The following is a 17199-nucleotide window of genomic DNA, read 5'->3' on the forward strand; positions in this document are numbered from 1 at the left end:
CCGCGCTGACAGCATTTTCGGTTGTCATGACAGGATCCCCTTGTTCTTTTTGTTTAGCGTTTGTGGCCGGTGTCGAGTCGGCGTTCAGTGTACATTGAATAGCGCGACATGCCGAAGCAGAACAGCCAGAAGACAAAGGCGGCGAAGATCAGACCCGACTTGGCGGTCTGCGCCGTCGCCCAGTTGGCGTCGGAGAAGTTCTGCTTGACGATGCCGAGCAGGTCGAACATCGAAATGATCGTGACAAGGCTGGTGTCCTTGAACATGCCGATGAAGGTGTTGACGATGCCTGGGATGACCAGCTTCAGTGCCTGCGGCATGACGATGAAATACATCTTCTGCCAATAGCCAAGGCCAAGCGAATCGGCGCCTTCATACTGACCCTTGGGGATCGCCTGCAGGCCGCCGCGCACCACTTCAGCCATATAAGCGGCGGCAAACAGCGACACGCCGATCAGCGCACGCAGGTACTTGTCGAAGGTGACGCCCGGGGGCAGGAACAGCGGCAGCATGACGCTGGCCATGAACAAAACGGTGATCAGCGGAATGCCGCGTACGGCTTCGATGAAGATGACGCACAGCATCTTTACGATCGGCATTTTGGAGCGACGGCCAAGCGCCAGCACGATGCCAAGCGGCAACGATACGACGATGGCCACGAAAGACAGCGACAGCGTCACCAGCAAGCCGCCCCAGCGCGCCGTTTCGACATGTTCCAGACCGAACGCGCCACCGACCAGCAGGAAGAACGACACAATCGGGAGACCGACGATCAGCAGCAGGGCGTTGAGACCCTTGCGCGGCACGCTCGGCATCAACATCGGCACCATGAGCACGACCAGCAATATGCCAACCAGGATCGGCCGCCAGCGCTCCTCGACCGGATAGGTGCCGAACATGATCTGGCCGAACTTGGCGTTGACGAAGGCCCAGCAGGCGCCGGACCAGCCATCCGGCTGGATACCGCCCTGCGCCACCGTGGCGCACACGGTCCGGTTAGGTCCCGTCCACACGGCGTTGATGAACGCCCAGTTGATGATCTGCGGCAGGATCATCACCACCAGCGCGAAACCGATGATGGTCAAAATGGTGTCGCCCGTCGACGCAATCAGGTTCTTGCGCACCCAGGCGCTGAAGCCTGTGACGCCGGCCGGCGCCGGCTGCGCCAGTGCCATTTCGGTGCGAACCCAGGACATATCATGTTCTTGCATGTCCTTACCTCTCCACCAGCGCCATTTTGGCGTTGAACCAGTTCATGAATAGCGAGGTCAGAAGGCTGATGGCCAGATAGATCACCATCATGATGACCACGCATTCGACCGCCTGGCCGGTCTGGTTGAGCACCGTGCCGGTGGTTGCCGTCAGGTCGGGATAGCCGATGGCGATGGCGAGTGAGGAATTCTTGGTCAGGTTGAGATATTGGCTGGCCAGCGGCGGAATGACGATGCGCATGGCCTGCGGCACAACCACCAGCCGCAAGGCCTGACCGGCACGCAGGCCTAGGGCTGACGAGGCCTCGCTCTGGCCCTTGGCAACACCGCGAATGCCGGCGCGCACGATCTCGGCGATGAAGGCGGCGGTATAGAAGGACAGCGCCAGATAGAGTGACAGGAATTCCGGCTTGACGACGAAGCCGCCAGTCAGGTTGAAAGTCGATTGCTTAGGAAAATCAAAGGTCACCGGGAAACCGCTCAGCACATAAGCGAGCAGCGGAAGCCCGACAATCAGCGCCAGCGACGTCCAGAACACCGGGAATTGCTGGCCGGTCGCCATCTGCCGCTGGTGCGCCTTGCGCGCGACGAACCACGCCATGGCGATGCCGACAAGCAGCCCCACCGGGATCAGCCAGGAGCCGTCGCCCCACACGGCGCGCGGAAAATAGAAGCCGCGCTGGTTGAGGAAGGAGCCGAAGGGCAGGTGATAGCTGTCACGCGGCGCCGGCAGCACGGCAAGCACGCCGGAATACCAGAAGAAAATGACCAGCAGCGGCGGGATGTTGCGGAAGACCTCGACATAGACCGTGCAGATCTTCTGGATCAGCCAGTTCTGCGACAGGCGGCCGATGCCGATGACGAAGCCGATGATTGTGGCGGTGATGATGCCGACAAATGCGACGATCAGCGTGTTGATCAAGCCGACGATGATGGCCCGGCCATAGGTGGAGTCCGACGTGTAGGCGATCGCCGTATCGGAAATATCGAAGCCGGCACGGCCTCTCAGAAAGGCGAAGCCGGAGGCAATATGCAGGTTCGTCAGGTTCACGATGGTGTTGTGGACGATCCACCAGACACCAGACACCAGCAAGGCGACGACCAGGCATTGATAGAAAATGCTGCGGACTTTTGGATCATTTATGAGAGAAGCGCGACTTGGCTCCTCGCGAAGAACTTCCTGCGATGCCATTCGACCGTCCCCTGAAAGAGAAACCGGAAGGCAGACGATCTGCCTTCCGGATCACATTTCGATCAGCGGATCGGCGGAGCGTATTGCAGGCCGCCCTTGGTCCATAGCGCGTTGATGCCGCGGGCGATCTTGAGCGGGCTCCCCGAGCCGACATTGCGGTCGAACATTTCGCCGTAGTTGCCGGTGGCCTTGACGATGTTGACGACCCAGTCATTTGAGACGCCAAGATCGGTGCCAATCTTGGTATCGGCTTCCTGGCCGAGCACGCGCTTGATCTCCGGGCTGGCGGAGTTCTTCATTTCGTCGACATTGGCCTTGGTGATGCCGAGCTCCTCGGCGTCGAGCAGCGCGAAATAGGTCCACTTGACGATGTGGTACCACTGGTCGTCGCCCTGGCGCACGGCCGGTCCGAGCGGCTCTTTCGAGATGATCTCGGGCAGCACGACGTGGTCGGCCGGCGCGCCCAGCGTCAGGCGAATACCATAAAGACCCGACTGATCGGTGGTGTAGACGTCGCAACGGCCGGCATCATAGGCGGCGTTGACCTCTTCCAGCTTCTCGAAGACGACCGGGTTGTACTCCATCTTGTTGGCCTTGAAATAGTCGGCGAGATTGAGCTCGGTGGTCGTGCCGCTCTGTACGCAGACAGCGGCACCGGAAAGCTGCAGCGCGGAATTGACGCCGGGCAGCTTCTTGGCGTTGATCATGAAGCCCTGGCCGTCATAGTAGGTGGTGCCGACGAAGTTCAGGCCAAGCGCGGTGTCGCGATTGATGGTCCAGGTGGTGTTGCGTGACAGGATGTCGACCTCGCCGGACTGCAACGCGGTGAACCGCTCCTTGGCGCTGAGCGGCGTGAACTTGACCTTGGTGCCGTCACCGAAGACGGCGGCCGCGACTGCGCGGCAGAAATCCGCGTCGATACCTTGCCAGTCACCCTTGTCGTCCGGCGCCGAGAAGCCAGCCAGGCCGGTCGAGACACCGCACTGGATGAAGCCTTTCGCCTTGACTGTGTCGAGCGTCGTTGCCGAGGCGGCTGACGCCATCAACCCAAGCGTGGCGGCGCCAAGAATGCTGATAGCAATATGTTTCATGACCCACAGACCCTTTTCTCTGTTTTTCAGGCAAACCCTGATCTTTTCCCGTGTGAACGCAGCTCCCATTCCGGCCCATACCCGGAACCCCGCATCGCAACCGACGCGCCGCCTCCCATTCACGAATGGCATCGAAGGCGATAATTCCGGTGAGGTCAAGGAAAATGACCGAATTCCAAAGAGTTTGAAAACCAACGGCCGCAAATGCCTGAATTGCAGCCAAGAGCGTCCGAAAATTAGCAAGCCGCGCAAACAAAATCGGCAAGTCCGGTTGGCCGCGGATCCGGACCATGCCGGCGAAATCTGTCCCGCGGATTTACTACGCGCCACCAATATCCCGGAATGAATTGGAGTACCCAAAGACTAAATGCATGACGAGCAATCCGGTCGCATGGCATGCCGGAAACGGGAGAAGCGCATGCTCAGGATGCTTGGACGAGCAGCCAGACGCCGATTGCCGCCATCAGCGTGCCGGAGATGCGCGGGATCAACTGCCCGGTCGGGACGGTTTTTTCCAGGAGAATGAGGATAGCGATGCCGGCGATCCACAACACGTTCATGACGCCGCCGACGAACAGGAGCGCCATCAGCGCCCAGCAACAGCCGAGGCAATAGGCGCCATGAACGATCCCGAATCGAAGCGCACCAAGCGGATCGGAGCGGAACCCGCCATGACTGGCCAGAAATGCGATCGGTGCCTGGCATTGCTGCAGGCAGACGCCCTTCATCGGCGTCCATTGATAGAGGCCGGCCGCGATCAGGACGAGGCCGCCGAGAACCGTACTGTTGGTTGCCATCAACGGGCTCAGCAAAGCCTGACTGGCCAGCAGCCATTGCGCGCCGGTCGCGGCCACGCTGAAGGCAACCCAGACCAGCAGATAGCCGGTGAAAAACCATGCAGTCGACGCGATGGGCTGCCCGCCCGCCCGCGCCTTGCGACCGACCCCGGCATAAAGCAGCACCATCGGCGCGACCGACGGCGTCATCATGCCAACCATCATCACGGACCACATGGCGAAGATGAAAGCGAAGTCGGCTGGCGCCCAGGCGCGGAAACCGGGCGCCATCGTGGCGCCCATGTCCATGCCACCCCTGTCCATGCCCGACATGTCCATATCGCCCGCATCGGTGCCTGACATGTCCATGCCAGCCATATCGCCAACTGCCGCGCTCGGGGCGGCAGCATGCTGCATGGTCATGTCGGCCGCGAGCCACAGCACATAGACCCATGCGAGCACAGCTATGATGACGAGCGCGGCCGTCACGACTGTGCGGTCGCGCCGCAGCACCGCCTCAAGAGCCGTGTCGATCATTGGATCAGCTCAATGCACGATGCCGCTTTGCGAGAGGTGCAAATTGGCGAAATGGCTGTGCGAGTCCGCCAGTTCGAACTTGATCGGGCCGGTCGCCTTGGTCCAGCCACGCCCGACCTCGGCAAGCGAATATTCGAAACCATGCGTGAGGTCGATGCGCGCCCGATGCTCCGCACCGGTGACGGGATTCTTGATCGGCTCGCCGCGGCCCGAGGTTACGCCCGGCACGTGCAGGCGAGCGGCTCGGGCATCGATGTCGACTTCGAAGTCTATTGCCGCGAAGATCGGATCGTGGACTGTCTCCAATGTGGTCGAAAAGACCTGGAATATGGTCGCGCCGGGTTCGGTGTCCTCACCGCTGAGAATGCGAAGCAGCGCTCCGCGCTGCGCCTCGGTCGCCCGCTCGTCAATGACCACTGCCGCCTCACCCCTGCCGTGGTGAATTGCGCCGGGCCAGCGGAAGACACCGGCAAAGCGCAAGCCATCCAGCTTGGTGTCGCCGTGATAGCCRCTCTCGATTTCCACGCCGACCACCGCGCGGCAGAATCCATTCGTCGGCAAGGCGTTGAACTGGCAGGGGCAGCCATAGGCGCAGTTGCAGTTGACGAACTCGCGCGCCTTGATCATCCACTTGACGTTCGTCATGGCATTCCTCCCCTTGGCTGCATTCACTGCTCTGCAAGCGAGATGCCCGGATCGCAGGGGATCAGGAGGTCAACCGGGAAGGATCATCCGGCAGCATCTGATCAAGGCAGTCCGGGAAAATATTAGGAATCAATCATATATCTTTCCCGGCCGTCCTCAATAGCCGAACGGCCAAGAGCGCAATGCGTTCGGACCGGGCAAGACTGTGYGCCACTTCACCAGACACGACTTGGTACATCCGAAGTCGGTTGCCTGGCGGGTGCAGGTCGGTTGCGCGGCCAAAGCCGTCGCACTATGGCTAGCGCCTTGTCGAACAAGGCGAAGAAGAATGGCGAAAGACGGCGACCGACTGGGTATCAACACGCGGCTTACCCATTCGGGCAACAACCCGCATGACTATTTCGGTTTCGTCAATCCACCGGTGGTGCACGCCTCGACCGTTCTTTATCCCGACGCGGCGTCGATGGCGGCACGCAGCCAGAAATACACTTACGGCACGCGTGGCACGCCGACGACCGATGCCCTTGCCCACGCCATAGATGCACTGGAAGGGTCGGCCGGCACGATCGTGGTGCCATCGGGCCTTGCGGCGGTGACCGTGCCGCTGCTCGCCTTCGTCTCGGCGGGCGACCACCTGCTGATCGTCGATTCCGTCTATCACCCGACGCGCAACTTCGCCGACACCATGCTGAAGCGGCTGGGCGTCGAGGTCGAGTACTATGCCCCGCATGTCGGCGCCGGCATCGCTGCGTTGATCAAGCCCAATACCAAGGTGGTGTTCACGGAATCGCCGGCGTCCAACACGTTCGAGCTGCAGGACATCCCGGCCATCGTCAAGGCTGCGCATGCCGCAGGCGCCATCGTCATGATGGATAATACCTGGGCGACGCCGCTGTATTTCCGCCCGCTCGACCACGGCGTCGACATCTCGATCCACGCGGCGACGAAATATCCGGCAGGCCATTCCGACGTGCTGCTTGGCACGGTCTCGGCCAACGAAGGCTGCTGGAAGCATCTTTACGAAAGCTTCTGCACGCTTGGCTGCTGCGCCGGGCCCGACGATGTCTACCAGGTGCTGCGCGGCCTGCGCACGATGGGCGTGCGCCTCGAGCACCATCAGCGCAGCGCGCTCGCCATCGCCTCCTGGCTCGAGGGCCAGAAGGGCGTGGCGCGCGTGCTCCACCCGGCCCTTCCCAGCCATCCGGACCACGGCCTCTGGAAGCGCGACTTCTCCGGCTCGAGCGGCATCTTTTCCATCGTGCTTGCCGGCGGCGGCCAGAAGCAGCAGCACGCCTTCCTCGACGCGCTGCAGATCTTCGGCCTCGGCTATTCCTGGGGAGGCTATGAGAGCCTTGCGGTGCCGGTCTGGCTCGCCGACCGCGTTGTCGCAAAGGGCCCGTATGAAGGCCCGTTGATCCGCCTCCAAATCGGCCTCGAGGACGTCGACGACCTGAAGGCCGACATTCTGCGCGGCCTGACCGCCGCGGCTTCTGCCTGAGCGATCGGGGCACCAGCCCAACTGATTCGGCAAATCACGGAATTCTATTTCTCATAACCGCGCCTTTACGGATCAATTTGGCTTTCAAATCCGACAATGCCGCGTCATTGCGGTGCGATCATCTGGTTTCGACTTCCCTCTGGCATACCGGCAGAGTTTCCGACTCCCATGGCCTTTCGCCTTTTTGTTCCGATTCTTGCCGGCGCGACGCTGCGCGAGCGCATCATCGCCTGCATCGGCGCGACGATCGGCATTGCACTGACCGGCGCGATCGGCGGTCTGGTGCTCGGTAACGGCCCGCACGTGCCGCTGCTGGTGGCGCCGATGGGAGCCTCGGCCGTACTCCTGTTCGCGGTGCCCGCCAGCCCGTTGGCGCAGCCATGGTCGATCATCGGCGGCAACACGATATCGGCACTGGTCGGCGTGATCGTGGCGCATTTCATCCACGAAACCGCCCTTGCCACCGGCGTCGCGGTGGCGCTTGCCATCGCCGCCATGTCGTTCACGCGCTGCCTGCATCCGCCGGGCGGGGCGGCTGCCCTGACGGCAGTGTTGGGAGGGCCTGCCGTCATCAGCGCCGGCTTCCTGTTTCCATTCGTGCCGGTGGCATTGAACTCGCTTCTGCTGGTGGCGCTGGGCTACGGCTTCCACAAGCTGGCCCGTCGCAATTACCCGCACGTGCCGATTCCCCCGACGAACAGCCATGGCACCGTCGATCCGCCGGCGCAGTTGCGCGTCGGCTTCCAGCCCGAAGACATCGATGCCGCGCTTAGCGCGCTCGACGAGACGTTCGATATCGATCGCAATGATCTCGACCGGCTGCTGCGGCAAGTCGAATTGCAGGCGATGGTGCGCGCGCACAAGGGCCTGCTGTGCGAGGACATCATGTCGCGCGATGTGATCTCGGTCGACGAAAACACCTCCGCCGAGGCGGCGCGCCATTTGCTGCTGGACCACAACATCCGTACCTTGCCGGTCGTCAACGCAGAGGCAAGGCTGGCAGGCACCGTAGGACTGCGGGAACTGGCGCTGGCCTCCGGCACGGTGGGATCCGTGATATCGCCCGCGGCGACAGCCGCCGCCGATTTCGCAGCCATGGGTCTCCTGCCGATACTCACCGACGGCCGCAGTCATGCGGTCATCGTCGTGGACGACGACAAGCGCATTCTCGGGCTGATCACGCAGACCGATTTGCTGGCGGCCACGGCGCGTCTGCAGGCTGCTGACAAGTCCTCGCCGGAAGCGGTACGGTAGCCGCCGCCGGACCCGGCAAAAATGGCCGGGAACCTTTTGCCGGCAATGCCATCCAATCTCTCAATCGGGTTTCGGTCCGGGATTGGGTTGAGGAACTGGCCATGCCTGCTGTCTTGACGGCCATGCCTTCTGTCGCTTCAGGCGACATGCAGCTCGTGCGACGCGCCTTGGCGCGCGAGGGCGACGCTTTCCGCACCATCATCAAGATGCACAACCAGCGGCTCTACCGCATCGCCCGCGGCGTGGTGCGCAATGACAGCGAGGCCGAGGACATCGTGCAGGAGGCCTATGTCAGGGCCTTCGCCCATCTCGATGCGTTTCGCGGCGACTCCTCGCTTGCCACATGGTTGTCGCGCATCGTCATCAACGAGGCGCTCGGCCGACTGCGCAAAAGACGCAGGACGGTGGCAATGCCGGAAAATCCGCAAGCCGAGATCATCCGGTTCCCCCTCAACCCCAGCGACGATCCGGAACGGACCATGGCGCAACGGCAGATCCTCCAGCTGGTCGAACGGGCCACCGACAGCCTTCCCGATGTCTACCGGACTGTGTTCGTGGCGCGGGTGATCGAGGGGCTGAGCATTGAAGAGACCGCCGATCTCCTCGGCGTCCGGCCACAAACCGTCAAGACAAGGCTGCACCGCGCCCGCACCCTGGTACGCAAGGCACTGGACGACCAGATCGGGCCGGTGCTGCTCGATGCGTTCCCCTTCGCCGGCCGACGTTGCGAAAGGCTGACCAGCGCCGTGATGCGGCGGCTCGGCCTGGAAAGCTGACCTTTCGCCGATTCCTTGGGAACGTTTGCCGCTGCCCGGCATCCAATGACCGTCAACCGAGAAAACACTGACCGGCGCGATTTCCGCTCCGGGCGAAGGAGATGCCATGCCTATCCGACACACCGCTGCCCTGGCCGCCATGCTGCTGCTTGGCACTGCCCCGTTCGCGCAAGCGGCCGACAAGCCGACCGACCCACAGATCGCCCACATCGCCTACACGGCCGGGGTCATCGACATTGAAGCCGCCAAGCTGGCGATCGAGAAATCGAAGAACAAGGACGTCGTGGATTTCGCCAACGACATGGTGCGCGACCACGAAGCCGTGAACGTGCAGGCGCTCGACCTGGTCAAGAAGCTCAAGGTGACGCCGGAAGACAACGCCACCAGCCAGGCGCTGAGCAAGGCGGCCGCCGAAGAGAGGGCCAAGCTTGCCAAGCTCGAGGGTGCCGCCTTCGACAAGGCCTATGTCGACAACGAGGTTGCCTACCACAAGCAGGTCAACGGCGCTCTCGAAACGCTGCTCATCCCGTCGGCCAGCAATACCGAACTGAAGAGCCTGCTGGAGACCGGCCTGAAGATCTTCCAGGGCCATGAGCAGCATGCCGAACATGTCGCCGGCATACTGAAGTAGGACAGGCAGTATGTCGAAACGCCATCTATGGATCGCGCTGACGATGGCCATCAGCATCGTTCCGGCACAGGCTGAAACCATCCAGGTCACCATCAACAAGCTGGTGTTCTCGCCAGCCACCGTCGAGGCCAAGGTCGGCGACACGATCGAGTGGGTGAACATGGACGTGTTCGCCCACACGGCGACCGTCAAGGGCGGCTGGGAGGTGACGATCCCGCCGAAAAAGTCCGCGAGCCTCACCCTTCAGAAGGCAGAGACGGTCGATTATTTCTGCCGTTTCCACCCCAACATGAAAGGCCGTTTGGTGGTGGCGCCCTGATCCAGTGCCAACGAGGCCCGCCTGGCCTCGTCAGGCCGCGCGATGTGCGTCCATGAGCCGACATAGCGGGGCTCGCGGCACGTCAGCCAGGCATCCAGCCCTTCGCGCAGGTCGGCGGTCGGAGCCAAGCGGGCAAACTGCTCGGCTTCGACCAGCAGGCCTTCCGCGACGCTCATGTTGAGGCCGCGCGCCACCGCTGTGAGGATGCACGCGATCGCAAGATCGGAGTGCCGCAGGATACGCTTGGCGAGGCCAATTGCGGCCGGCATCAAATCGCCATGCGGCACCACCTGGTTGACGAGGCCAAGTTCAAGGGCGCGCTGCGGCAGAAACCAATCGCCGGTCAAAAGCAGTTCGAGCGCCCGCTTGCGCCCGGCGAGCCTGGGCAGGCGCTGCGTTCCGCCAAAGGTCGGCGGCATCGCAAGGCTGATTTCCGGCTTGGCGAACAGGGCGCGTTCGCTGGCGAAGGCCAGCGGCACGGCCTCGGTGATTTCGCAGCCGCCGCCAAAGGCAATGCCGTTGACGGCGGCGATGACGGGTTTGCGGAATGCTTCCAGCCTTGCCGTCAGCCGCTGCCCGCGCATCACAAAGTCACGCATCGCGACATCGACGCCAAGCGCCACACTGGCCGAGAATTCGTGGATGTCGCCACCCGCCGAAAACGACCGCTCCCCTGCTCCGGTAAGAATGACCGCCCGAACGCGGGCATCGACTTCAATGTCGTCGAGGACCGCGAGCAGGCGATCGACCAAGGCATAGTTCAACGCGTTGAGCTTCTCCGGCCGGTTGAGAGTGAGGATGGCAATGGCAATCCCATCCCTGGTTTCGTTGAGGACAAGATCGGTCATTTGGCTTCCTTCTCCAGCGTACCCATGGCTGGGAAGGTTACGCCCTTCGTCGCTTGTGTATATTCACTAGTCGGTATACATAGGTTGATGCCTGAAGCGCAAAGCCCCACCCGCAAACGTATTGTCGATGCCGCGACAAGACTGTTTTACGCGGAAGGCATCGGCCGCGTCAGCGTCGATGCCGTTGCCGAGGAAGCCGGGCTCACCAAGCGGACGCTTTATTACCACTTCAAGAGCAAGGACGACCTGATCGCCGCCTATCTCGATGGCCGCGACCAACCCAATCTGAAGCGGATGGCCGGCTGGTTCGATGCCGCCGAAGGCGGTGTGGATCGCAAGGTCGAGGCGATCTTCGCCAATCTGGCAAAGGCCGCCCACCATCCGAAATGGAAAGGATGCGGCTTCCTGCGCACGGCCGCGGAACTCGCCTCGATGCCTGGACACCCGGCGATCAAGGTCGGGTCGCGGCATAAGTCAAATTTTGAAACATGGCTGGCTGGCGCGTTGTCCGACCGGGGCGTCGAGGAGCCGCAAGCCCTGGCACGCGAGATCGTTTTGCTGATAGATGGCTGCTTTTCGATCATGCTGATCCACCGCAACCCCGACTATATCGAGGCAGCCGGCCGTGCCGCGGCGACGCTTGTCCGGGCCCGAATTGCAAGCAACCAGGTCTAAAGCGCGTCGCGTTTGAACGGATTCAGGCAACGCGCTTTAGGTCTTTTCATGCATGTCGTTCTCCCAAAACCGGGGCCACTTTTGAGCGACATGCATTAGAATCCAAACGCCAGCCATGCCGTGCCGACCACCAGCGTTGTCAATGTCAGCGGCAAGCCGACCTTGAAGAAGGCGCCGAACGACAGCTGCGTGCCGGCGGTCCTTGCCTGCTCGGCGACAATCAGGTTGGCGACCGAACCGAGCAGCGTGAAATTGCCGGCCAGCGTCGAGCTCATGGCGACCACCAGCCAGGCACGTTCGGGATTTTCAAGGCCGGGTATGAAGGGCCGCAGCGCCAGCACGGCCGGGACATTGCTCATGATGTTGGAGAGCACCGCGGTGAAGCCGGACAGGCGCCAGACATCGTTGAGCCCAAGGTTCTTTGCCGAGGCGATCATGTCTGGCGTCAGCAGCGTCTTTTCCGCGCCGGCAACAACCACGAACAGACCGGCGAACATGAACAGCAGCGGCCCGTCGATCTCGCGGTAGATGCGTTCCGGTTTGATGGCACGGGTGAGCAAGAGGATGGCACCGCCAATGAGTGCCGCCTTGGCGACGGGCACGCCGGCGAAGAAGGCGATGGCCAATCCGATGCAGACCACCACCGCCTTCAGCACCTGTCCCTTGTGCATGCGACCACGCGAGACTTCTGGGGTCAATTGGGCCGTGCGCGCGAATTCAGCCCTGTAGACGATGCGAACGATGACAATGACCGCGACCAGGCCAAACAGAGCGACCGGAGCAAGGGCCGCCGAAAAGGCAGGATAGGAAATGCCCGACAGCGCGCCGATCACCATGTTTTGCGGATTGCCGGTGATGGTGGCGACGCTGCCGCAATTCGACGCGGTGGCGGTGGCGATCAGATAGGGGATGGGGTTGCGCTTGATGACGCGGGTGACGTGGACGACGATCGGCGCCATGACCAGGCAGATAGCATCGTTGACCAGGAAGGCCGACAGCACGCCGGTCAGCAGCGTCACCATGACCAGGAGCATGAAAGGCGCGTGCGCATGCTCGATGGCGACGGCGCCAAGACCGCGAAAGGCGCCGGAGACCTTCAGATGCGCCACCACGATCATCATGCCGAGCAGCAGCGTGATGGTGTCGAAATTGATCGCGCGGTAGGCATCTTCCATGCTGAGCGCGCCGACGGCGATCATCGCGGCCCCGCCGAGCAGCGCGATCCCTGCCCGGTCGAGGCGCAGGCCAGGGATGCGGCCAATGGCGACACCGGCGTAAGTCAGGATCAGAATCAGCAGTGCCGCCGCGCCCATCAATGTCATCGGTAAGAAGTCCTGCTCAGTCTGTGGCGCGCCGCTGCCCGTCCGCCCGATGGTTCGTTTGCATGCCAGCTTTAGCGCGATGCCGAGGGTGTCCGCAAAGCCCAGGGGACGATGTGCCGCTAATGCAGATAGAAATCCAGCCGCCGTCGAAGCGCCTGCGAAGAAAACAGCTGCTCAACGGTCCGCCGCGCCTCGCGACCCACTGTCGCCCGCAGTTCCGGATCGTCTTTGAGGTCGGCCAGGATCTGCCGCGCCTGTTGCGTCGTCTCGAACAGAAAACCGTTTTTGCCATGCCTGATATGGTCGGCATAGCCGCCATGCGAATGGCAGACCACAGGCAAACCACAGGCCATCGCTTCGAACACCACCCGGCCGAACGTCTCCACATGCGAGCCGGTGCGATAGTAGAACACGTCGAGCGTAGGCAGTAACTCTTCGGCCGCAAAGCGGCCTTGCGGAAGGAGTTCGAGTCGCGGATGCGGTTTGAGCCTGTCCTTGAGCAGCATCCCGCCCTGAATCCGCAACGCGACACCATCCGCCAGCAATGCTTCGTAGAGCGGCACATCGTCCGCATGATGCTTGTCCGGGGTGTCGCGGCTCAATCGTCCCAGCGTGAACGGACGACCGGGCTTGACCGGTTTTGGTGAAAAACGTTCGATATCGATCGGCGACGGATGCACGACGCCATCGACCCGCAGCATGCGCTTTTGAAAATCGGAAATCAGCACCAGTTCGGCGTCGGGCCAGTTGAGCCTACGGGGCATACGCGTCGTCAGCGCGATGACTTTCGGGTGAAAGGTATTGAAGACATAGATCAGCCGGCGCGGCCGCGGAATCAGATAGGGCCACATTTTGTTGCGCCAATGCGCGCCGAGGAAGACGTAGGTACCGCTGTCCGGCACATTCCACCTTGGCAGCGAGATGCGGCGAATTGGAAATTGCCGCATCAACTCGCCGGACACCCTGGAGGACGTTGCCCACAGACGCACCTCGGAGTCAGCGCTCAACAGCCGGTACAGTTCCAGGGTTTCGAGGTCGCTACCGCCAAAGGGGTTCTGAAAACCATTGAACAGATGAATCATAGTTGCCGCGCTGATCTTGCCTGAACCGTCCCGCATTGAGAAAGGCCGTGACTGGACCCCGGCCCGGACGCTTGGAGAACTCAGGAAAGCAGTAACGTTTTTTAGCGCGATGTCAGCAAAGCGTAAGCACTGTCAGCGCGACAGCTTACTCTTCAGGGTGTTGCCCGAGCTTTTTCGTGCCCAACCGTGACAGGACGCGACGGTTCAAGCTTGCGATGACCACGCTTGCTGTCAATGCACGATGGCGCCGCTGGGCACCAGAGAAGCCCCTGACGGATCGAAGCTGACTTGATCGCGCCCGTTCGATTTGGCCGCGTAAAGCCGCCTGTCGGCAGCCACGAAAATCTCTTCGAAGGTTGTCGGCCCGGTAAAGCTTGTGCCGCCGATGCTGACGGACAATGGGCATGGCCGCCCGCCCGGAGAGAAGTCCGTCTCACGGATGCGCCGGCGAATGCTTTCGGCAACCACCCATGAATGCGAGGGATCGACGCCAGGCAGAAACACGCCGAACTCTTCGCCACCGATGCGGCCAACGATGTCGCCGCCGCGCAGCTGGCCTTTGATCGCCTGCGCGATCAGCTTGAGCGCCTGGTCTCCGCAGTCATGTCCGTGCCGGTCGTTGATCGACTTGAAATGGTCAGCATCGATGATCAGCAGCGCCCCCGAATAGGCCTGCTCCTGCTTGCGAGTCTGCTCGAGATAGGCTTCGACCAGCATCGAGAAGGCGCCGCGGTTCAGCACTGCCGTCAAGCTGTCGGTCGCGGCAACGATGCTTAGATCACGCTGGGCGATGGCCAGCTGGCGGATCTTCCACATCAAGAAAAACAGAAACGAGCCGCCCAGCACCAAGGGCAACATCAGATCGGTCAGTTGCGCCCGCCAGAGTGCCTCGGGTGAAAGATAGGGGAAATTGAAGGAATCGACGAAGAACGCCACGGCGATGAAGAATGCCGTACCGGCTGCCGTGACAGCGATTACCCTGCCCCAGCTCGTCGGCGACACATCGATCCTCATCGCGCTCCACTCCGTTAGCCACTGCTACTATGACGCAGCAACGCAAACAAATTGATAAGACTTTCCTTCCAATTCGATATCGGCAGACACGACAACACAACGGCCACCGACGGCAGCCGTGCTCGCTCCCGCGGGTGAAAACCGTCGCTCTGCTGGACTTCGTGCAGGACTCCTGAATGTCAGCGGTTGGGCGCTGGTCCACCCAGCGCCTCGGCAACGAACGATGCCGCGATCAAGTCGTCGGCATCCAGTCGTAGGGAGCCGTCGCCTGCCCCCATGATGGCGGCGACCTTGTGAAACGTTTTCATCTCATGGTCGGAAATTTCGGCATCCTGCATTCTGGCCTTGAGTTCAGCGATACGCCGCCCCAAGGCGGGGGACGTTCCAATCTCGCGTTTCGACATAACCTGGCTTCTCCTCCCCCAACCCGCGCTTGTTTTACCCCACCCCATTCGTCGGCCCGCACATTGCCTTCTTATGAGGCACCGCGAATACAAGGCCCCGAACGCGTGGTGGGAGCTATGGTTCCAACCCCGCCGGATCACGAAATAATTCCGGATCGCTGCGCCGAACCCAGGCACAACCTCCTTGTTGCACAAGGTGGTGGCGCTGGCAGTCGCGAGATGGCAGATTTAGCGGCCCTGATCAGGATAAACGGTACAAGCCTTTGAAATTATTGGCGATCCCGACAGGATTCGAACCTGTGACCATCGGCTTAGAAGGCCGGTTTTGTACCGCTTCCCTTTGCTGACAAAAAGCGTGCCGCAATATCTGTAACAGTTACGTACTTTCTCGGTTCACCATTGCCGGCGCTAGTGTAGCGGCATGAGGGGCGAACTGTATTCTGGCTAGGTCTCGCGTGTGGCGTCGGCGTCATCGCGATGTTGTTGTTGTTGCTCGCGATGCTTAGCTTCGGTTTCGGCTTATACGCCGTTCCCGCTTAGTCGGCTATGTCTCCAGCGATGGGTAGTGTCTCAGTTTGAAATTTGGGGCTAGAGGCCCGCAGTTGTCGATCCATAAAAGCGGTCCATGCCTCTGCAATATTCTTTAGAGGCTGGCCCCAGAAACTCGACAATCGTAGCGAAATCGAAGTCACCCCGGTCAGCGGCGTTCTGTAAGGCCTCAAGAAAGGTAGCAATGTCAGCATTGTCTTTGGCCGAGCTCTCTCGCAAGCCCTCTTCGCATAATTGGAAAACGCCTTTGACAACGTTCTCTGGGGTCTTCCCCAGATTCGATATCAAGGTCTCCGCCAATTCTGCGGCGGCAATTGTTGATGGAAATGCAGAGGGGGCCCATTGAGCGGCGAAGTCGCGGAGCGTATGGCGCAACTCTGGTGTCTGATCGGCGATCATATCTATGTATTTCCGACTGGACATGCCCGCTCGTCAGTTCTCCAAAGCTTTCTATATGGGCGTGCCACCCCGGCTTCGGCGCGACGGCGTCCATCTTCTCGCAAACAGGTAGTGTCTCAGTTTGAAATCTGGGGGCCGTTCGGCTCCAGCTTTGACCGGATTTGATGAATAGCGCTCACGATGGCGTTGGCTGACTGAACGTCCAGCGCAATATCTAACAGACCTTCGGTTGTGTGAATTGAGAGAACCCCAATCACACCCGCATTGTCCGTGATGGTGCCGACGTGGATTTCAGTCGGTACGAAGGGCCGCGCCTTTCCCTTGCGTTGCATTGCTCACACTCCCCTCGCGGCGACAGTCGCGCAACGCCGTGGCACATTCAAGCTGGCCTTAGGGTCATGTAACGGGCGGGAAGTGTTCTTAGGTTAGCGAGTGCTTAAAGCCTTACCTATTCGCCTATTTCGGCAGCTTCTTGTAGGGACCGCGCGCTGGCTTCGGCGCAACGGCGCCGTGCTAAAAACAAAATTCTCCCAGGCTGGCTACCCGGCGATCGCCATTCCAATACCGACACCAAGGCCGATAGCAACGCCCATGAGCAGCTTGCCGGCAAAGTCTAGGGCGAAGGCGCGGACAGCGCTCCAGGCATCCCCACGGGGCTCCCTGATGGCGTTCGACAGGTCATCGAAGATCGCGTCCATGCCGGCAATATAGATCGAAACCGCGATTCTGTGAATCCCCACCTTCATGGCGTTATCGCACCAGTAGATTGTAGCTCGGTTCCTCACAGTGATAGACGCGGCATTGGCCGTCGCGGGTTGGAACGGCGGCGGACATCGGCACGTCGGGCCAGTCGCACTCATTGCCGAACTGGCGCACATAGCGGTCATATGTGTTGGGGCCGGTGGTCAGCACCACGGCGTGCCGGCTCTGGATCAACTGCTGAAGCTGCTCGCAGCTCATCGTGCGCGTGTCGGGC

At 61.4% G+C, this 17199-nt stretch carries 21 protein-coding genes and 1 tRNA gene; 7 read left to right on the plus strand and 15 right to left on the minus strand.

The window, feature by feature from the left end:
• Nucleotides 1–53: 53 nt before the first annotated feature.
• From AC1D0I_RS28235 to AC1D0I_RS28245, 3 genes are all read right to left on the minus strand, one after another.
• Nucleotides 54–1211, minus strand: a complete 1158-nt coding sequence (locus tag AC1D0I_RS28235; RefSeq protein WP_477399257.1) for an amino acid ABC transporter permease — start codon at nt 1209–1211, stop codon at nt 54–56.
• Between the two features lie 4 nt (nt 1212–1215).
• Entirely contained in the window at nt 1216–2403 is a 1188-nt protein-coding gene (locus tag AC1D0I_RS28240) for an amino acid ABC transporter permease (protein WP_477399259.1), read from the minus strand.
• Nucleotides 2404–2465: 62 nt separating this feature from the next.
• Nucleotides 2466–3494 (minus strand): amino acid ABC transporter substrate-binding protein, encoded by a 1029-nt coding sequence (locus AC1D0I_RS28245; RefSeq protein WP_095086162.1) that lies wholly within the window; start codon nt 3492–3494, stop codon nt 2466–2468.
• On the opposite strand from AC1D0I_RS28245, the gene AC1D0I_RS28250 reads away from it, so the two are divergent.
• Nucleotides 3493–3840, plus strand: coding sequence for a hypothetical protein (locus AC1D0I_RS28250; RefSeq protein ID WP_143748784.1), 348 nt, complete (start codon nt 3493–3495; stop codon nt 3838–3840). The genes AC1D0I_RS28245 and AC1D0I_RS28250 overlap by 2 nt on opposite strands.
• Before the next feature lie 76 nt (nt 3841–3916).
• Here the strand turns inward: AC1D0I_RS28250 and AC1D0I_RS28255 are convergent, their stop codons facing one another.
• Both AC1D0I_RS28255 and AC1D0I_RS28260 read right to left on the minus strand, forming a co-directional pair.
• The gene (locus AC1D0I_RS28255) at nt 3917–4807 is read right to left on the minus strand and encodes a DUF2182 domain-containing protein (RefSeq protein WP_477399261.1); all 891 of its coding nucleotides are present in this window, start codon (nt 4805–4807) and stop codon (nt 3917–3919) included.
• Nucleotides 4808–4816: 9 nt separating this feature from the next.
• Entirely contained in the window at nt 4817–5452 is a 636-nt protein-coding gene (locus AC1D0I_RS28260) for a DUF1326 domain-containing protein (protein ID WP_095086166.1), read from the minus strand.
• A gap of 328 nt (nt 5453–5780) precedes the next feature.
• Between AC1D0I_RS28260 and AC1D0I_RS28265 the strand changes: the two genes are divergently transcribed.
• The 5 genes from AC1D0I_RS28265 (at nt 5781) to AC1D0I_RS28285 (ending at nt 9930) form a co-directional block, all read left to right on the plus strand.
• On the plus strand, nt 5781–6950 hold the full coding sequence (locus AC1D0I_RS28265; protein WP_477399263.1) for a cystathionine beta-lyase: 1170 nt from the start codon (nt 5781–5783) through the stop codon (nt 6948–6950).
• Between the two features lie 168 nt (nt 6951–7118).
• Entirely contained in the window at nt 7119–8204 is a 1086-nt protein-coding gene (locus AC1D0I_RS28270) for an HPP family protein (protein WP_477399265.1), read from the plus strand.
• Nucleotides 8205–8305: 101 nt separating this feature from the next.
• Nucleotides 8306–8980 carry an RNA polymerase sigma factor gene (locus AC1D0I_RS28275; protein WP_477305928.1) on the plus strand — a complete coding sequence of 225 codons (675 nt, stop codon included), beginning with the start codon at nt 8306–8308 and terminating at the stop codon, nt 8978–8980.
• Nucleotides 8981–9086: 106 nt separating this feature from the next.
• Nucleotides 9087–9611, plus strand: coding sequence for a DUF4142 domain-containing protein (locus tag AC1D0I_RS28280; RefSeq protein WP_477399267.1), 525 nt, complete (start codon nt 9087–9089; stop codon nt 9609–9611).
• Nucleotides 9612–9621: 10 nt separating this feature from the next.
• Nucleotides 9622–9930 carry a cupredoxin domain-containing protein gene (locus AC1D0I_RS28285; RefSeq protein WP_477399269.1) on the plus strand — a complete coding sequence of 103 codons (309 nt, stop codon included), beginning with the start codon at nt 9622–9624 and terminating at the stop codon, nt 9928–9930.
• Here the strand turns inward: AC1D0I_RS28285 and AC1D0I_RS28290 are convergent.
• The gene (locus AC1D0I_RS28290; protein WP_477399271.1) at nt 9876–10778 is read right to left on the minus strand and encodes a crotonase/enoyl-CoA hydratase family protein; all 903 of its coding nucleotides are present in this window, start codon (nt 10776–10778) and stop codon (nt 9876–9878) included. The two genes, AC1D0I_RS28285 and AC1D0I_RS28290, sit on opposite strands and share 55 nt — an antisense overlap.
• An 87-nt stretch (nt 10779–10865) precedes the next feature.
• On the opposite strand from AC1D0I_RS28290, the gene AC1D0I_RS28295 reads away from it, so the two are divergent.
• The gene (locus AC1D0I_RS28295) at nt 10866–11453 is read left to right on the plus strand and encodes a TetR/AcrR family transcriptional regulator (RefSeq protein WP_477399273.1); all 588 of its coding nucleotides are present in this window, start codon (nt 10866–10868) and stop codon (nt 11451–11453) included.
• 95 nt (nt 11454–11548) lie between these two features.
• On the opposite strand, the gene AC1D0I_RS28300 is transcribed toward AC1D0I_RS28295, so the two are convergent.
• The 9 genes from AC1D0I_RS28300 to AC1D0I_RS28340 all read right to left on the minus strand — a co-directional run.
• Complete coding sequence (locus tag AC1D0I_RS28300) at nt 11549–12775, minus strand: anion transporter (RefSeq protein WP_477399274.1); 1227 nt, start codon at nt 12773–12775, stop codon at nt 11549–11551.
• 119 nt (nt 12776–12894) lie between these two features.
• Nucleotides 12895–13857, minus strand: coding sequence for a glycosyltransferase family 4 protein (locus tag AC1D0I_RS28305; RefSeq protein WP_477399276.1), 963 nt, complete (start codon nt 13855–13857; stop codon nt 12895–12897).
• Nucleotides 13858–14088: 231 nt separating this feature from the next.
• Entirely contained in the window at nt 14089–14871 is a 783-nt protein-coding gene (locus AC1D0I_RS28310) for a GGDEF domain-containing protein (protein ID WP_477399278.1), read from the minus strand.
• Nucleotides 14872–15050: 179 nt separating this feature from the next.
• Entirely contained in the window at nt 15051–15275 is a 225-nt protein-coding gene (locus AC1D0I_RS28315) for a hypothetical protein (RefSeq protein ID WP_095086203.1), read from the minus strand.
• Between the two features lie 273 nt (nt 15276–15548).
• A tRNA-Ser gene (locus tag AC1D0I_RS28320) sits at nt 15549–15613 on the minus strand.
• Between the two features lie 250 nt (nt 15614–15863).
• On the minus strand, nt 15864–16223 hold the full coding sequence (locus AC1D0I_RS28325; protein ID WP_457155689.1) for a DUF7674 family protein: 360 nt from the start codon (nt 16221–16223) through the stop codon (nt 15864–15866).
• A gap of 116 nt (nt 16224–16339) precedes the next feature.
• Nucleotides 16340–16555, minus strand: coding sequence for a hypothetical protein (locus AC1D0I_RS28330; RefSeq protein ID WP_457155688.1), 216 nt, complete (start codon nt 16553–16555; stop codon nt 16340–16342).
• 207 nt (nt 16556–16762) lie between these two features.
• The gene (locus tag AC1D0I_RS28335; RefSeq protein ID WP_477305917.1) at nt 16763–16969 is read right to left on the minus strand and encodes a hypothetical protein; all 207 of its coding nucleotides are present in this window, start codon (nt 16967–16969) and stop codon (nt 16763–16765) included.
• Nucleotides 16970–16973: 4 nt separating this feature from the next.
• The coding region (locus tag AC1D0I_RS28340; protein WP_477399280.1) for a hypothetical protein at nt 16974–17199 on the minus strand (226 nt) is incomplete at its 5' end.

This window comes from Mesorhizobium sp. P2_D1, assembly GCF_056404455.1.

Coding starts and splice junctions, on each gene's coding strand:
- AC1D0I_RS28275 (WP_477305928.1), top strand. CDS start 8,306: ATGCCTGCTGTCTTGACGGCCATGCCTTCTGTCGCTTCAGGCGACATG.
- AC1D0I_RS28310 (WP_477399278.1), bottom strand. CDS start 14,871: ATGAGGATCGATGTGTCGCCGACGAGCTGGGGCAGGGTAATCGCTGTC.
- AC1D0I_RS28315 (WP_095086203.1), bottom strand. CDS start 15,275: ATGTCGAAACGCGAGATTGGAACGTCCCCCGCCTTGGGGCGGCGTATC.
- AC1D0I_RS28295 (WP_477399273.1), top strand. CDS start 10,866: ATGCCTGAAGCGCAAAGCCCCACCCGCAAACGTATTGTCGATGCCGCG.
- AC1D0I_RS28305 (WP_477399276.1), bottom strand. CDS start 13,857: ATGATTCATCTGTTCAATGGTTTTCAGAACCCCTTTGGCGGTAGCGAC.
- AC1D0I_RS28245 (WP_095086162.1), bottom strand. CDS start 3,494: ATGAAACATATTGCTATCAGCATTCTTGGCGCCGCCACGCTTGGGTTG.
- AC1D0I_RS28300 (WP_477399274.1), bottom strand. CDS start 12,775: ATGACATTGATGGGCGCGGCGGCACTGCTGATTCTGATCCTGACTTAC.
- AC1D0I_RS28240 (WP_477399259.1), bottom strand. CDS start 2,403: ATGGCATCGCAGGAAGTTCTTCGCGAGGAGCCAAGTCGCGCTTCTCTC.
- AC1D0I_RS28280 (WP_477399267.1), top strand. CDS start 9,087: ATGCCTATCCGACACACCGCTGCCCTGGCCGCCATGCTGCTGCTTGGC.
- AC1D0I_RS28265 (WP_477399263.1), top strand. CDS start 5,781: ATGGCGAAAGACGGCGACCGACTGGGTATCAACACGCGGCTTACCCAT.
- AC1D0I_RS28290 (WP_477399271.1), bottom strand. CDS start 10,778: ATGACCGATCTTGTCCTCAACGAAACCAGGGATGGGATTGCCATTGCC.
- AC1D0I_RS28330 (WP_457155688.1), bottom strand. CDS start 16,555: ATGCAACGCAAGGGAAAGGCGCGGCCCTTCGTACCGACTGAAATCCAC.
- AC1D0I_RS28250 (WP_143748784.1), top strand. CDS start 3,493: ATGACCCACAGACCCTTTTCTCTGTTTTTCAGGCAAACCCTGATCTTT.
- AC1D0I_RS28235 (WP_477399257.1), bottom strand. CDS start 1,211: ATGCAAGAACATGATATGTCCTGGGTTCGCACCGAAATGGCACTGGCG.
- AC1D0I_RS28325 (WP_457155689.1), bottom strand. CDS start 16,223: ATGATCGCCGATCAGACACCAGAGTTGCGCCATACGCTCCGCGACTTC.
- AC1D0I_RS28285 (WP_477399269.1), top strand. CDS start 9,622: ATGTCGAAACGCCATCTATGGATCGCGCTGACGATGGCCATCAGCATC.
- AC1D0I_RS28255 (WP_477399261.1), bottom strand. CDS start 4,807: ATGATCGACACGGCTCTTGAGGCGGTGCTGCGGCGCGACCGCACAGTC.
- AC1D0I_RS28270 (WP_477399265.1), top strand. CDS start 7,119: ATGGCCTTTCGCCTTTTTGTTCCGATTCTTGCCGGCGCGACGCTGCGC.
- AC1D0I_RS28335 (WP_477305917.1), bottom strand. CDS start 16,969: ATGAAGGTGGGGATTCACAGAATCGCGGTTTCGATCTATATTGCCGGC.